At 67.8% G+C, this 13,670-nt stretch carries 14 protein-coding genes; 6 read left to right on the forward strand and 8 right to left on the reverse strand.

Features of this window, described 5'->3' with window-relative positions:
* Positions 1-4: 4 nt before the first annotated feature.
* The gene (locus J2T47_RS10275) at positions 5-493 is read right to left on the reverse strand and encodes a cupin domain-containing protein (RefSeq protein ID WP_253445592.1); all 489 of its coding nucleotides are present in this window, start codon (positions 491-493) and stop codon (positions 5-7) included.
* Positions 490-1,230, reverse strand: coding sequence for an NAD-dependent epimerase/dehydratase family protein (locus tag J2T47_RS10280; protein WP_253445595.1), 741 nt, complete (start codon positions 1,228-1,230; stop codon positions 490-492). Before J2T47_RS10280 ends, J2T47_RS10275 begins: the two co-directional genes overlap by 4 nt.
* 183 nt (positions 1,231-1,413) lie before the next feature.
* Here J2T47_RS10280 and J2T47_RS10285 point away from each other — a divergent pair, with 183 nt between their 5' ends.
* Both J2T47_RS10285 and J2T47_RS10290 read left to right on the forward strand, forming a co-directional pair.
* Positions 1,414-1,974, forward strand: a complete 561-nt coding sequence (locus J2T47_RS10285; protein WP_253445598.1) for an NADPH-dependent FMN reductase — start codon at positions 1,414-1,416, stop codon at positions 1,972-1,974.
* A 156-nt stretch (positions 1,975-2,130) separates the two neighbouring features.
* Complete coding sequence (locus J2T47_RS10290) at positions 2,131-2,886, forward strand: hypothetical protein (protein ID WP_253445601.1); 756 nt, start codon at positions 2,131-2,133, stop codon at positions 2,884-2,886.
* A 1-nt stretch (position 2,887) separates the two neighbouring features.
* Here the strand turns inward: J2T47_RS10290 and J2T47_RS10295 are convergent, their stop codons facing one another.
* Both J2T47_RS10295 and cbpA read right to left on the reverse strand, forming a co-directional pair.
* On the reverse strand, positions 2,888-3,190 hold the full coding sequence (locus J2T47_RS10295; RefSeq protein ID WP_225594885.1) for a chaperone modulator CbpM: 303 nt from the start codon (positions 3,188-3,190) through the stop codon (positions 2,888-2,890).
* A complete protein-coding gene (cbpA, locus tag J2T47_RS10300; protein ID WP_253445604.1) occupies positions 3,187-4,155 on the reverse strand; it encodes a curved DNA-binding protein in 969 nt (322 codons plus the stop codon). The genes J2T47_RS10295 and cbpA overlap by 4 nt, the downstream gene beginning before the upstream one ends.
* A gap of 263 nt (positions 4,156-4,418) precedes the next feature.
* On the opposite strand from cbpA, the gene J2T47_RS10305 reads away from it, so the two are divergent.
* The 4 genes from J2T47_RS10305 (at position 4,419) to J2T47_RS10320 (ending at position 8,907) form a co-directional block, all read left to right on the forward strand.
* Positions 4,419-5,849, forward strand: a complete 1,431-nt coding sequence (locus J2T47_RS10305) for a PLP-dependent aminotransferase family protein (RefSeq protein WP_253445608.1) — start codon at positions 4,419-4,421, stop codon at positions 5,847-5,849.
* A gap of 157 nt (positions 5,850-6,006) precedes the next feature.
* Positions 6,007-8,025, forward strand: a complete 2,019-nt coding sequence (locus J2T47_RS10310) for a ribonucleoside triphosphate reductase (protein WP_253445613.1) — start codon at positions 6,007-6,009, stop codon at positions 8,023-8,025.
* On the forward strand, positions 7,973-8,212 hold the full coding sequence (gene nrdD, locus J2T47_RS29445; protein WP_437180968.1) for an anaerobic ribonucleoside-triphosphate reductase: 240 nt from the start codon (positions 7,973-7,975) through the stop codon (positions 8,210-8,212). Before J2T47_RS10310 ends, nrdD begins: the two co-directional genes overlap by 53 nt.
* Positions 8,209-8,907: an anaerobic ribonucleoside-triphosphate reductase activating protein gene (locus tag J2T47_RS10320; RefSeq protein ID WP_253445620.1), complete on the forward strand. Its 699-nt coding sequence runs from the start codon at positions 8,209-8,211 to the stop codon at positions 8,905-8,907. The genes nrdD and J2T47_RS10320 overlap by 4 nt, the downstream gene beginning before the upstream one ends.
* 213 nt (positions 8,908-9,120) lie before the next feature.
* Here the strand turns inward: J2T47_RS10320 and speA are convergent, their stop codons facing one another.
* The 4 genes from speA to J2T47_RS10340 form a co-directional block, all read right to left on the reverse strand.
* Positions 9,121-11,034: an arginine decarboxylase gene (gene speA / locus J2T47_RS10325; RefSeq protein WP_253445623.1), complete on the reverse strand. Its 1,914-nt coding sequence runs from the start codon at positions 11,032-11,034 to the stop codon at positions 9,121-9,123.
* 289 nt (positions 11,035-11,323) lie between these two features.
* Positions 11,324-11,695: a translation initiation factor Sui1 gene (locus J2T47_RS10330; RefSeq protein WP_253445626.1), complete on the reverse strand. Its 372-nt coding sequence runs from the start codon at positions 11,693-11,695 to the stop codon at positions 11,324-11,326.
* Positions 11,696-12,004: 309 nt separating this feature from the next.
* Complete coding sequence (locus J2T47_RS10335) at positions 12,005-12,544, reverse strand: NUDIX hydrolase (RefSeq protein ID WP_253445629.1); 540 nt, start codon at positions 12,542-12,544, stop codon at positions 12,005-12,007.
* Between the two features lie 3 nt (positions 12,545-12,547).
* Positions 12,548-13,612 (reverse strand): DUF2333 family protein, encoded by a 1,065-nt coding sequence (locus J2T47_RS10340; protein ID WP_253445632.1) that lies wholly within the window; start codon positions 13,610-13,612, stop codon positions 12,548-12,550.
* Positions 13,613-13,670: the final 58 nt, after the last annotated feature.

Raw genomic sequence — 13,670 nt, forward strand, 5'->3', positions numbered from 1 at the left:
AGCATCAATGGCGGTGGTCGGCGCTCGGTTCGGGGATCACCAGCGGGCCGCAGTTCTCATCACTGACGATGACTGCCAGCAGGCGCGCGGGCTCGCTGGCGCTGGGGTTCTCGGCGAACAGGTGCAGCTCGCGGCTGGGCTCGAACCAGGTCTGGCCCGCGCTGTAAGTCTGCGCTGGCAGGCCCTGCATCTGCGAGCGCACCTGACCACTGAGCACGATGGCGGTCACCGCGCCGGGGTGGCGGTGCGCCGGGGTATAGCCGTTGGGCGGGAAGTCCACCTGCAGTGTGGTCACGACCTTGCCGGGCAGGTCGGCCAGCGGCTCGCAGGAAAGGCGCTCCACCTGGGTGCTCGGCCGCGCTCCGGCCGAAGGCCCGGCATGACTTTGCGCCAGGCTGACCAGCGGCCAGGGTTGCCAGAGCAACGCGCCAGCGCTGACGGCAAAGGCCAGCAGCAGACCGACCCGGGCCTCATGCCCCAACGCGAGGCTCACGCGGGCACTCCTGCCAGGCGGAAGCCCGGCTGCCAGCCCAGGCGATGGCGCGCCCTGGCCGAGCTGACCTCGATGTCCTGTTCAGCGATGTTGTAGGCGCCGTGCGCGCCCCACTCCAGCGCCAGCAACGCGGCGCGGGCGGCATCATCCACATGCACCGCCAGCCTCGGGTCCGCCGCATCGGCTCCCGTGCCGGGCCCGTAGAGCCGGCCGTAACGCAACACGATGCCCTCCATCGGCAGGGCGCCGAGCACCGCCTCTTCCAGCGCGGCGACACCGCCGACACTGATGGCGCGCGGACCTTCGGCGCCCAGGTCCAGCGGTTGTTCCTCGTGCAGCGGCAGCTCCCCCGACGCGTAGGCCCAGGCGATGCTCTGCGCCACCATGCGCTGGACACCCGCGGCCCGGGCCGCCGCCACCAGGTTGGCAGTGCCTTCGCGGCGAACGCGCGCGTTACGCGGTTGGGCTGCGGGCATCAGGGCAGGATCGAGGCCGGCCGGCAGGTCGGTGAGCTGATGGATCACCCAGCGCGGCTGGAACTCCAGCATGGCGGCACCCAGGGCTTGCGCATCATAGACATCCAGCACCATCGCCTGCGCCCCGGCGGCCTCCAGCGCGGCGGCCCGCTGCTCGGAGCGGCTGATCGCCAGCACCTGGTAACCACGCTCCAGCAGCATCGGCAGCAGGCGCTGGCCAATGGCGCCAGTGGCACCAGCGAAGAAAACTTTCATGCACATGGGGAACCTCGAATCGGGCGGCGGGGACATGTCGCCACTCTAGTAACGCAATGCCCCACCCCACAGAGCCAAGATCACGCCCAACGACTGGGACATGATGGCCGGACCTTGATCCCTGTCCGCGCAATGTCACGCTCATCGTCTATAACAAACGGCTCAATACCCCGATCCCGAGGAGTCGCCATGAGCCAAGTCTTCGATGTTGCCGTTGTCGTCGGCAGCCTGCGCAAGGAATCCCTGAACCGCAAGATCGCCAAGGCATTCGCCGCATTGGCGCCGGCCAACCTGAAGCTGGAAATCGTGGAGATCGGCGAACTGCCGCTGTACAACGAAGAGCTCGACGCGGGCACCCCGCCCGCCAGCTACAGCGCTTTCCGCGAGCGCATCGCCCGCGCCGACGCGGTGCTCTTCGTCACCCCCGAATACAACCGCTCGGTGCCCGGCGTGCTGAAGAACGCCATCGACGTCGGCTCGCGCCCCTACGGCAAGAGCGCCTGGAACGCCAAGCCCTGCGCCGTGGTCAGCGCCTCTCCGGGCGCCATCGGCGGCTTCGGCGCCAACCACCATCTGCGCCAGTCGCTGGTGTTCCTCAACATGCCGGTGCTGCAACAGCCCGAGGCCTATCTCGGTGGCGCCGGCGGTTTCTTCGACGAAGCCGGCAAGCTGTCGGAGAAGACCGAGCCCTTCCTGAAGAGCATCATCGACGCCTTCTCCGGCTGGATCGTGCAGAACCAGCCACGCTGATCTGCCCGGGCGCCGGCACCCGCCGGCGCTTTCCCCCGCCATTCTGAGCAGCCCGTCGCAGGCCGCTGCACTACCCGGCATTGGTCATCGTTGCGGCTGGCTCCACGCCCCTGTCCAGGCCAAGGTTCAGGCCCGTTTCCCGCGCCCGTACCGTCGATGCTGCGCCACCTCCTGTTTTGCTTCCTTGCCTATGCCCTGCTCGCCGGTTGCACTTCGCCGCCGGTGAAGAAGGACGTCGACGGGATGGACTTCAGCTCCGGGCAGATACTGCAGAACGACGCCAACCGCGCCGCCAACCTGGCCATGCGCGACAACCTCGACAGCCTGGCGCTGCTGCTCGACAAGCTCTACAAGCGCAATCCCCGGGAATGGAAGAAAACCGGCGCCGCCTCACGCGAAGCAGCCCACCGGCAGGTGATGGACGCCATCCGCAAGCAACAGCCGCTGCCCGGCCTGGGCGGCAGGACATCGGTGGCCGCCCTGCCCCTGGCCTTCGACGCGGACTTCCAGGGCGACCGCGCCGGCACGCTGATCTACGGGCTCGGCAGCATGCTCTACGAACTGTATGGCGGCACCGACACCCAGCACCTGCTCAGCGGGCTGAACGCGCAGATGACCGCCAACGCAGCCTGGAACATCGAGGTGGCGGCCTGGTTGCTGGCCAGCCGCACCGACGAGCAGGGGCAGCCGCTGCTGCTGTCCAACGAGCTCAGCGCCAACGGACGCAACCTGTCCTTCGAGCGCGAGTTCGGCCGCATGATCGGCCGGCTGGAGTTGCTGGCGCAGATGACCCACGAGAGCCTGCGGCGCAGCGGGATCAACTACGTGCAGGGCCTGCTTGCCGCGCCGCTGCTCGGGCTGTTCCAGTTCGTCCCTCTGGATGCCACCAGCGCGGCCGCCACTGCCCAGTAAGTCAGTCCTCCAGCAGGCGCGCCAGGCGCTGGCGCAGATAGCGGTTCTCCGCGCGCAGCTCGTCCACTTCGTCCAGCAGGCGCAACGCCAGGGCGATGCCCGGCCAGTCCAGCTCGAACTCGCGGCGCAGGCGCACGGCGCGGCGCACCACGCTGACCGCCTGGTAATCGAAGACCCAATGCCCGGCGCGCTGTTCGCGGGGCTCCACGATACCCACCTCGACGATCTCGACGAGCACGTCGCGGGGGAGGTTCACCGACTGGCAGAGCTCGTCGAGGTCCACCACCATCACAGTCGTCGTCATGCGCTTTTACCCCAATCGGCACGGGGGTCGAAGGCCGCCTTGGCAGCCAGTTCTTCCCAGAGTTTGCGGGTCGCTTCGTCCGCCGTCTTCGGCATCACCACCTTGAGCACCGCATAAAGATCGCCGGCGGCGGCCCCGCCCTTGTTCGGCAGGCCCTTGCCCTTGATGCGCAGGCGCTGGCCGGCCTGGCTGCTGGCCGGGATGCCGAGGTTGATCCGCCCGCCCAGGGTGGGCACTTCCACCTTGGCGCCAAGCGCCGCTTCCCACGGCGCCACCGGCACGGTGACGATGAGGTCGCGGCCGTCGACGTCGAACACCGGGTGCGGCACCAGGCGGATCGCCAGGTACAGGTCGCCTGCCGGCCCGCCGTTGATTCCCGGGGCGCCCTGCCCCTTGAGGCGGATGCGTTCGCCATCGGCGGTACCCACCGGGATCTTCACGTTCAGCGTCTTGTTCTGCGGCGGCAGCTTGCGGCCGTACTCATCAAAGCTGGGCAGGCTGAAGCTGATCGGTCGGCTGTCGCCGGAAAGGGTTTCCTCGAGGAACAGCGGGACTTCCATCTCCACGTCCTGGCCACGGTGGGCCTGCGGCTGGCGCGCACCGCCGAAGCCGCCGTGGGAGCCGCCGGTGCGTGCGCCGAAGATCTGTTCGAAGAAGTCGCTGAAGTCCTGCTCGTGCCCCGGCGATGGGCCGTCGAAACCACCGCGCGGCTGCCAGCCGGGTGGCGCCTCGAACTGCGGCCCCTGCGCGCCGTACTTGCGCAGCTCATCGTACTCGGCGCGCTTCTCCGGGCTCTTCAGCACTTCGTAGGCCTCGGAGACTTCCTTGAAGTGCGTCTCGGCGTCCGGTTCCTTGCTGACGTCCGGGTGGTACTTGCGCGCGAGCTTGCGGTAGGCGGTCTTGATCGCCTTCTCGTCGGCCTCGGGTTCGACCCCGAGCGCGGCGTAATAATCCTTGAATTCCATCGGTAGCGGTCACTCCTCACATGCGTTGGACCTGTCGGTGCCTGGGACACGGGGGATTTACGCGGGCAGCCGGAGCCGCTGCGCGCACGGCGAGGCGAACAGGTGGAAAAACGGGCTTCTGCGACAACAGATGGAGCCGCGGCGCCGGCTTTTCAACACTGCCTGCAAGCCTAGACGCTGATCCTGCATCGCGGTCGCCGGGACGCCTTGATACCGGTCATGGCATAGTCGACTTCCGGATCATTCACCGCCCCGGATAGGCCATGACCGTGCCCTTCGATTCGCTCCGCCAACCGCTGGATCCGAGCCATGAGCTGCCGATCTACCGCCAGCTCTACGAGCGCATCCGCGATGCCATCACCCGCGGTGCGCTGCGCCCCGGCGAGCGCGTGCCGCCGGTGCGCGGCCTGGCCGGCGAACTGGGCGTGGCGCGCGGCACGGTGGAGCTGGCCTACCAGTTGCTGACCAGCGAGGGCTACCTGTTGGCGCGCGGGCCGGCGGGCACCGTGGTCTCACCGCAACTGGCCGGACGCACCCGCCCCGCACCGGCGGTGCGGGTCGACCCGGCGACGGTGGAGCGCGCCTTGCCCGGCCTGATCGCCCACGGACCGACCCTGCGGCCATTCCAGCTCGGCGTGCCGGCGCTGGACGCCTTCCCCCGCGCACTCTGGGCGCGCCTGTGCGCGCGTCGGCTGCGCCAGCAGAGCGCATCCATGCTGGCCTACCCGGAGCCCTGCGGCTACGGGCCGCTGCGCGAGGCCGTCGCCGGCTACCTGGGGGTTTCCCGCGGCATCGTCTGTGCCCCGGAGCAGGTGTTCATCTGCGCGGGTTACCAGGGCGCACTGGACCTGATCAGCCGCACCCTGCTCGAACCCGGCCAGCGCTTCTGGCATGAAGACCCCGGCTACCCGCGCGGCCGCGAACTGCTGCGTCGGGCCGGCGGTGTGCCGGTGCCGGTCGCGGTGGACACCGATGGCCTGCGCGTGGAGGACGGCATCGCCCGCGCGCCGGACGCGCGCTTCGCGCTGGTCACGCCGTCGCAGCAAAGCCCCACCGGCGTCGCCCTCAGCCTGCCGCGCCGCCTGGCCCTGCTGGACTGGGCGGCCAGCAGCGGCGCCTGGATAGTCGAGGACGATTATGACAGCGAGTACCGCTACGCCGGCTTCCCGCTGCCGGCGCTGAAAAGCCTCGACCGCGCTGGCCACGTGCTCTACACCGGCACCTTCAGCAAGGTGCTCTACCCTGCCCTGCGCCTGGGCTATCTGGTCGTGCCGGCGCAGTGGGTGGAGGACTTCGTGCGCGCCCAGCAGGTGTTCTCCTCCGGCTGCGCGGAATTGCTGCAGGCCACCCTGTGCGACTTCATGCAGGAGGGCCACTTCGCCCGCCACCTCAAACGTACCCGCACGCTCTATGCCCAGCGCCGCCAGTGGCTGCGCTGCGCGCTGGAAGAGCGCCTCGGCGAGCGCCTGCGTTTTGCCGACACGCCCGGCGGCCTGCACCTGATCGGCGCGCTGGACCGGGACGACCTTGCCGTCGCCCGCCGCGCCCATGCCGAGGGCCTCGGCCTGCAGGCGCTGAATGCCTGGTGCGTGGCGGCCCGACGCGAGCCGGCGCTGATCATGAGCTTCACCAACGTCACCGACCAGCAGCTCGCCGGGCGCCTGGCAGAGCGGCTGGAGCCCCTGCTCGGCTGATTCCGGGGCGTGTGCCGGTCAATACCTCCGATGGCAAAAATTGACTGACGCTCGACGTTGACCGAGGTCAATTTTCCTACGGGCAATGCCGTTAGATTCCCACAACATCTTGTTGTCTTGAATAAATCGAGACACAGCATGTTGTGGAATCCAGCCAATGCCCCTGACACGGACCGCCCCCCTGCCCGCCAGCCTGCGCAAGCGCAATGGCACCGCCGCTCCCTTCGACCCGAGCAAGATCGAACGTGCCATCGCCGCCGCCGGCGAGGCCAGCGGCGAGTTCACCGCTCCCCATGCGCAGGAGCTGACCCGTCGCGTGCTGGCGCGCCTGCCGGCGCAGAACGACCTCGACGTGGAGCAGGTGCAGGACGTGGTCGAGCGTGCCCTGATGGAGGCCGGCCACTACCCCACCGCACGCGCCTACATCGTCTACCGCGAACGCCACGGCCGCCTGCGCCGCGAGCGCAAGACCCTGGTGGACGTTGCCGCCTCGATGAACGAATACCTGTCGCGGGAAGACTGGCGGGTGCGCGCCAACGCCAACCAGGGCTACTCCCTGGGCGGGCTGATCCTCAACGTGTCCGGCAAGGTCACCGCCAACTACTGGCTGGACGAGGTGTACAGCGAAGGCATCGCCGTCGCCCACCGCGCGGCCGACCTGCACATCCACGACCTCGACATGCTCGCCGGCTACTGCGCCGGCTGGTCGCTGCGCACCCTGCTCAGCGAAGGGCTGAACGGCGTGCCGGGGCGGGTCGAGGCCGGGCCGCCCAAGCACCTCTCCAGCGCGCTGGGGCAGATGGTCAACTTCCTCGGCACCCTGCAGAACGAGTGGGCCGGCGCCCAGGCCTTCAGCTCCTTCGACACCTACCTCGCACCTTACGTGCGCAACGACGGGCTGAGTTATCAACAGGTGCGCCAGGCGCTGCAGGAGTTCATCTACAACCTCAACGTGCCCTCGCGCTGGGGCACCCAGACGCCCTTCACCAACCTGACCTTCGACTGGGTCTGCCCGGAAGACCTGCGCGAGCAGATTCCCTACGTCGGCGGCGTGGAGATGCCCTTCGCCTATGGCGAGCTGCAGGCCGAGATGGACCTGATCAACCGTGCCTACATCGAGGTGATGCAGGCCGGCGACGCCCACGGCCGGGTATTCACCTTCCCGATCCCGACCTACAACATCACCCATGATTTTCCCTGGGACAGCGACAACGCCACGCGCCTCTTCGAGATGACCGCGCGCTACGGACTGCCGTACTTCCAGAACTTCCTCAACTCGGACATGCAGCCCAACCAGGTGCGCTCCATGTGCTGCCGCCTGCAACTGGACGTGCGCGAATTGCTCAAGCGCGGCAACGGCCTGTTCGGCTCGGCGGAGCAGACCGGTTCGCTGGGCGTGGTGACGATCAACTGCGCGCGCCTGGGCTACCGCCATCGCGGCGACGCCGCCGCCCTCTACGCCCAGCTCGACTACCTGCTGGAGCTGGCCTTCGACAGCCTGGAGGTCAAGCGCAAGGTCATCCAGCAGCACATGGACGCCGGGCTCTACCCCTACACCAAGCGCTATCTGGGCACCCTGCGCAACCACTTCTCCACCATCGGCGTGAACGGCCTGCACGAGATGCTGCGCAACTTCACCGACGACCGCGAAGGCCTGCACACCGAGGTCGGCCGGCAGATGGCGCTGGAGCTGCTCGACCACGTGCGGGCACGGCTGGTGCGCTTCCAGGAAGACAGCGGGCACCTCTACAACCTCGAAGCCACGCCGGCCGAAGGCACCACCTACCGCTTCGCCCGCGAGGACCGGAAGCGCCACCCGGACATTCTCCAGGCCGGTACCGCGGACGCGCCGTACTACACCAACTCCTCGCAACTGCCGGTGGGCCTTACCGACGATCCGTTCGAGGCGCTGGAACTGCAGGACGCCCTGCAGTGCAAATACACCGGCGGCACCGTGCTGCACCTGTACATGGCCGAGCGCATCTCCAGCGCCGAAGCCTGCAAGACCCTGGTGCGCACTGCCCTCGGGCGCTTCCGCCTGCCCTACCTGACAGTGACGCCGACCTTCTCCATCTGCCCGGTGCACGGCTACCTCGCCGGCGAACACGAGTTCTGCCCGAAGTGTGACGAAGCCGCGCTGCAGAAAGCAGCAACCAGCAGCTGCTGCGGCAACTGAGCGCATTCACTTTCATCCCCGCAAAAAAAGGAGCACCACGATGACCGCCAACCAACTGCCCGAAAACCAGCGCCAGCGCTGCGAGGTATGGACCCGCGTGATGGGCTATCACCGCCCGGTGACGGCGTTCAACGCCGGCAAGCAATCCGAGCACCGCGAGCGCCGCCACTTCCGCGAGACGCGATGAGCCGTACGCTCAGGGTCGGGGGCCTGGTGCCCCTGACCACCCTCGACTATCCCGGGCTGCTCGCCTGCGTGCTGTTCTGCCAGGGCTGCGCGTGGCGCTGCCGCTACTGCCACAATCCGGAGCTGATTTCGGCGCGTGGCGAAGCGGAGATCCACTGGGACGACATTCTCGGTTTCCTCCGACGCCGCCAGGGTCTGCTGCAGGCCGTGGTGTTCAGCGGCGGCGAGGCAACGCTGCAGAACGCCTTGCCCGAGGCCATGGCCTGCGTGCGCGAGATGGGATTCCGCGCCGGACTGCACAGCGCCGGCATCCGCCCGGAGGCCTTCGCCCGCGCGCTGGCCCAGGCCGACTGGGTCGGCTTCGACGTCAAGGGACTGGCCGAGGACATGGACGCCATCACCGGCCGGAAGCGCAGCGGCCTGGCCAACTGGCGCAGCCTGGAGCTGTTGCTGGAAAGCGCCGTGGACCACGAGTGCCGCACCACCGTGCACTGGCAGTTGTTCGACCTGGAACGCCTGCGTCGATTGGCCTTGCGCCTGCGCGCAATGGGTGTGGACAACTTCGTCGTGCAGCTGGCACGCAGCGGGCGGCAGCTCGACCCTGAGCTGATTGCCACACCCGCGCCCCATGGCGCGCCCGATCTGTGGCAGGAGCTGCACACGCTGTTCCCGTCCTTCGAACTACGCGACGTCTGAGCTCCCGTGTTCCCCTGCGGGAGCGGGCCATGCCCGCGATCGCGCGCATGGCGCGCTCCTGCAATTCAACTCCGCCTCAAGCGCTTTTGTAGGAGCGAGCTTGCTCGCGAACCAGACTCCGCTGCGGAAGCTGTTCGCGAGCAAGCTCGCTCCTACGAAGAGCAAAAAGCCCCGCCGAAGCGGGGCTTTTCAGTTGCGCGAGCTACCAGCCAATCAGGACGACAGGTACGCCGAACGGGTCAGCCCCAGGCGCAGCGCGTCGAGGAACTGGGTACGCTCGCGCGCGGTGAGCTTGGCCCCGGCGACCTTGTCGCGGTAGTGGGTCATCAGCTCCTCGGGCGACAGGTGCACGTAGCGCAGCATGTCCTCGATGGTGTCGTGGGTCTCGATGCCGGCGTGGTAGTAGCTGCCGTCGGCGTTCTGGTAGACGTTCACCGAGTCGGTGTCGCCGAACAGGTTGTGCATGTCACCGAGGATTTCCTGGTAGGCGCCGACCAGGAAGGTGCCGATCAGGTAGTCCTCGCCTTCCTTCACGTCATGCACCGGCATGCTGGTCTCGATGCTCTGCTCGTCGACGTACTGGGTGATCTTGCCGTCGGAGTCGCAGGTCAGGTCCTGCAGCACCGCGCGGCGGGTCGGTTCCTCGCCCAGGCGGTGAATCGGCAGGATCGGCAGCACCTGGCCGATGGCCCAGGTGTCGGGCAGGCTCTGGAACACCGAGAAGTTGCAGATGTACTTGTCGGCCAGCTTGTCGTTCAACTCGTCGAGCACCTGGCGGTGCGAACGCTGGTGCGCCTTGAGCTGGTTGTGCAGGCGACGGCAGATAGCGAAGTAGCACTGCTCGGCCAGGGCCTTCTGCGCCAGGCTGATCTTGCCCTCGGCGTACTGCGCGGCGGCGTCGCTCATGTAGTGAGTGGCGCGCCAGTAGGTCTCGGTGACCATTTCGGCATCGGTCGGGCCGAGCAGGTCGGCCAGCCACTGGACGATCTCCGGCTGTTCGGCCAGGTCGGTGATCTTCGGCACTTCGTCGTTGTGGCGCTCGACGTCGGTGACCTGGGTGATCAGCACCGCGTGGTGCGCGGTCAGCGCGCGGCCGCTCTCGGAGAAGATGTGCGGATGCGGCAGGCCCTGCGCGTCGCAGAACTCCTTGAGCATGCCGACCACCACACCGGCGTAGTCGTCGATGTCGTAGTTGATCGAGCTGGCGTTGCGCGAGTGGGTACCGTCGTAGTCCACGCCCAGGCCGCCGCCGACGTCCACGTGGTCCACCGGCAGGCCGAGGGCGCGCAGTTCGCCGTAGTAGCGGATGGCTTCCTTGAAGCCGTGCTGGTAGTCGGCAAGGTTCGCGATCTGCGAGCCCATGTGGAAGTGCAGCAGGCGCACGCCCTGGTCCAGGCCGGCGTCGCGGAAGCGCTCGACCACCGACAGCAGCTGCGCGGCGGACAGGCCGAACTTGGCCTTCTCGCCACCGGTGTCCGCCCACTTGGAGGACGCCAGCGAGGACAGGCGCACGCGCAGGCCGACCTGGGGCAGCACGCCGACGTTGGCGGCCTCCTCGATCACCAGCTGCACCTCGGATTCCTTCTCGATCACGATGAACACGTTGTGCCCGAGCTTCTGCCCCATCAGCGCCAGCTTGATGAACTCGCGGTCCTTGTAGCCGTTGCAGACGATGGTGCCGCCCTTGGGCGCCAGCGCCAGTACGGCCATCAGCTCGGGCTTGGAGCCGGCTTCCAGGCCGATGGAGACGTTCTGGGTGGCGATGATGCTTTCCACCACCGCTTCCTGCTGGTTCACCTTGATCGGGTACAGCGCGGTGTAGCGGCTGGTGTACTCCAGTCGCGCAATGTTCGCGTCGAAGGCGCCGGTGAGCTTGCGTACGCGGTCCTGCAGGATGTCCGGGAAGCGCACCAGCAGCGGCAGCGACAGGCCCGCCTCGCGCAGCTGCTCGACCAGCGCATGCAGATCGATCGGCTGGGCATCGGCGCCCTGCGGGCGAACTTCCACGTTACCGGCGTCGTTGATGGCGTAGTAGCCAGCACCCCAGTGGCGAATTCCGTAGATGCTGCGGCTGTCTGCCACGGTCCAGTTGCTGCCGTCGTCTTTGCGGGTCCGTCTAGCGGCCATGCGGGGTGGTCTCCTCAGATTGCGCGAATGTGTGCAGGCGCCCGCCCGGCGTGCGGGTGAGTCGTCAGGGCCTGGTGCAGTAAACCTAGCCGGGCCGCGTGACGTTGCCGTGTTGACCGCCGGGCTTGGCGGTAAGTTTAGGAAAATCCGACGACACGCCCAGGGCGCGCCGATAAATCTCCCATCTAGGGAAAGGGCTTGCCGGCCATGCACGGGGCGCGCATGGCCTGGAACCCGTTCTCGACAGGGGAGAGTCGCCTGTCCGTTGAGACAGACGGCAGAAGACGGCTCAGCCGCCGGATTTCTTCGCCTTGAGGCCGCGTTTGGTCAGCTCTTCGAGCAGCAGGTCGACGTGGTCGCCCTGGATCTCGATGATGCCGTCCTTCAACGCGCCACCCGTGCCGCAGCGCTTCTTCAGCGCGGTGGCCAGGTCCTTCAGCGCTTCAGCCGCCAGCGGCACACCGGTCACCGTGGTCACGGTCTTGCCACCGCGGCCCTTGGTTTCCCGACGCACGCGAGCGATGCCATCGCCGGCCGGAATCTCGGCCTGCTTGCAGATGCACGCGCCAATGGGCTGATTGCAGTCCGGGCAATGCCGGCCGGAATCAGTGGAATAGACGAGCCCGCCGAGGGCGGACAGGGAGGATGCTTTCTTGACCACCGGGCGTTTCCCCAGGATTGGCCTCTTCGGGCCAGGTCAACGAATGGCCGGCTGGCGCCGACCGCGACGCCCCACTCAGGCAGGGGCTGCGCAATTCCCGGCGGAGGACCCTGCCGGAAAGGTCGCGCAATTTAGCAGCATTGAAGGCAAATGCTAAGAGCGAAAATGCGTCATTGATCGGCGGTTTGGCGACATGCCAGCGCAGCAGGGTTGTTGTAGGAGCGAGCTTGCTCGCGAACCAGCCCCGCTGCGAAGCCTTTCGCGAGCAAGCTCGCCCCTACGAAGAGCAACCCGCAGCGGGCTGGAGCGTCAGAAGCTGACCAGGTACTTGCGCAGCGCCGCCAGCGAGTCCGGGCAGTAAGGCGTGCCTGCCCTGGCCTCGGCCAGCGCCTGGTGCGGATCGATGAACTTCGCTTCCAGCACCTCTTCGGGCTGCAAGGTCAGCGGCGCATCGGACACGGCAGAGAACACCGCGCACCACAGCCGGTTGTCCGGCTGGTCGAAGAAGAAGGTGCCATGGGCGCGCAGTTCGACGCCGGCGATGCCCAGTTCTTCTTCCAGCTCGCGGGCGGCGGACTCGGCGTAGCTCTCGTCGGCCTGCACCATGCCGCCGGCGGCCGGGTCCCAGTAGCCGGGATAGACCGCCTTGCTCAAGGTGCGGCGGTGCACGCACAACTCACCGGCGGAGTTGAACAGCAGGATGAAGGTGCCGCGGCCGATCAGCCCGCGCGCGCGCAGTTCGGCGCGCGGCAGGCTGCCCAGCAACTGGTCGTCTTCGTCGACCCAGGCGATCTTCTCGGCGTCCGAAGCCGCCCGGTGGGCGGCTTCCTTGTCGCTGATGCCAGCCATGGATCAGCCCTGGGCCAGCAGCTGGCGCAGGTCGATGATCGCGGCGTTGGCGCGGGAAATGTAGTTGGCCATCACCAGCGAGTGGTTGGCCAGCACGCCGAAGCCGCTGCCGTTGAGGACCATCGGGCTCCACAGCGGCGCCTCGGCGGCTTCCAGCTCGCGGATGATCTGGCGCACGCTGACGGTGGCGTTCTTCTTCGCCAGCACGTCGGCGAAGTCCACCTCGATGGCGCGCAGGATGTGCGACAGCGCCCAGGCCTGGCCGCGGGCTTCGTAGAACACGTTGTCGATCTGCATCCAGGGGGTTTCCTGGATCACTTCCTCGACTTCCGGCGCCTGGCCGGGGGTGACCGGCTGCATCGGCGTGATGTTAGTGTTCAGCTTGACCCGGCCGACGCTGGCCGAGAGGCGCTGGGACAGCGAGCCCAGGCGGGTGGAGACGTCACCCAGCCAGTTGTTCAGGCTGTCGGCGCGGGCATAGAACTGCGCGCCGGCCGGATCGGCGGAGAGGCGGCCCAGGTAGCGGTCCAGGGACTTGATGCCCTCGGCGTACTCCGATTCGGAGGACGGCAGCGCCCAGCTCTTGTTGTCGAAGTTGAAGCGCGGCTCGGCGCGTGCCAGGTCAGCGTCCTCGGTGGACTGCGACTGGGAGCGGGCGAAGTCCTTGCGCAGCGCGCGGGACAGGTCGCGCACCTGGACCAGGGCGCCGTATTCCCAGCTGGGCATGTTGTCCAGCCAGACGCCCGGCGGGAAGATGTCGTTGGACAGGTAGCCGCCGGGCTTGTCGAGCAGCGTGGCGACCACTTCCTTGAGGGTTTCCACCGTGGTGTAGCCCACCACCATCTGCCGGCCGGCGCGCTCGGCGGCGGCCTGGGCGTTCTGCTGTACGGGGAAGAGGTCCGGCTCCTGGCTCCAGTACCAGCCGATCGCGCCGCAGATCACCAGATAGACGCCCAGCAGACCACCGAGCACGCGGCCCAGCCAGGGGCCGCCGAAGTAGGCGCGCGCGTCGTCCACCGAGTCGTTCACGCGATCTCGTACGGAGCCGCGTTTCTTCCAGTTCCACATGGCAAGTTCCTTGATGTCCCGAATTCGAAGAGTGCTTGGACCCGCAACCGGCCCCAGG

The organism is Pseudomonas nitroreducens (genome assembly GCF_024170165.1).
In the GTDB taxonomy this organism is placed as follows: domain Bacteria; phylum Pseudomonadota; class Gammaproteobacteria; order Pseudomonadales; family Pseudomonadaceae; genus Pseudomonas; species Pseudomonas nitroreducens_C.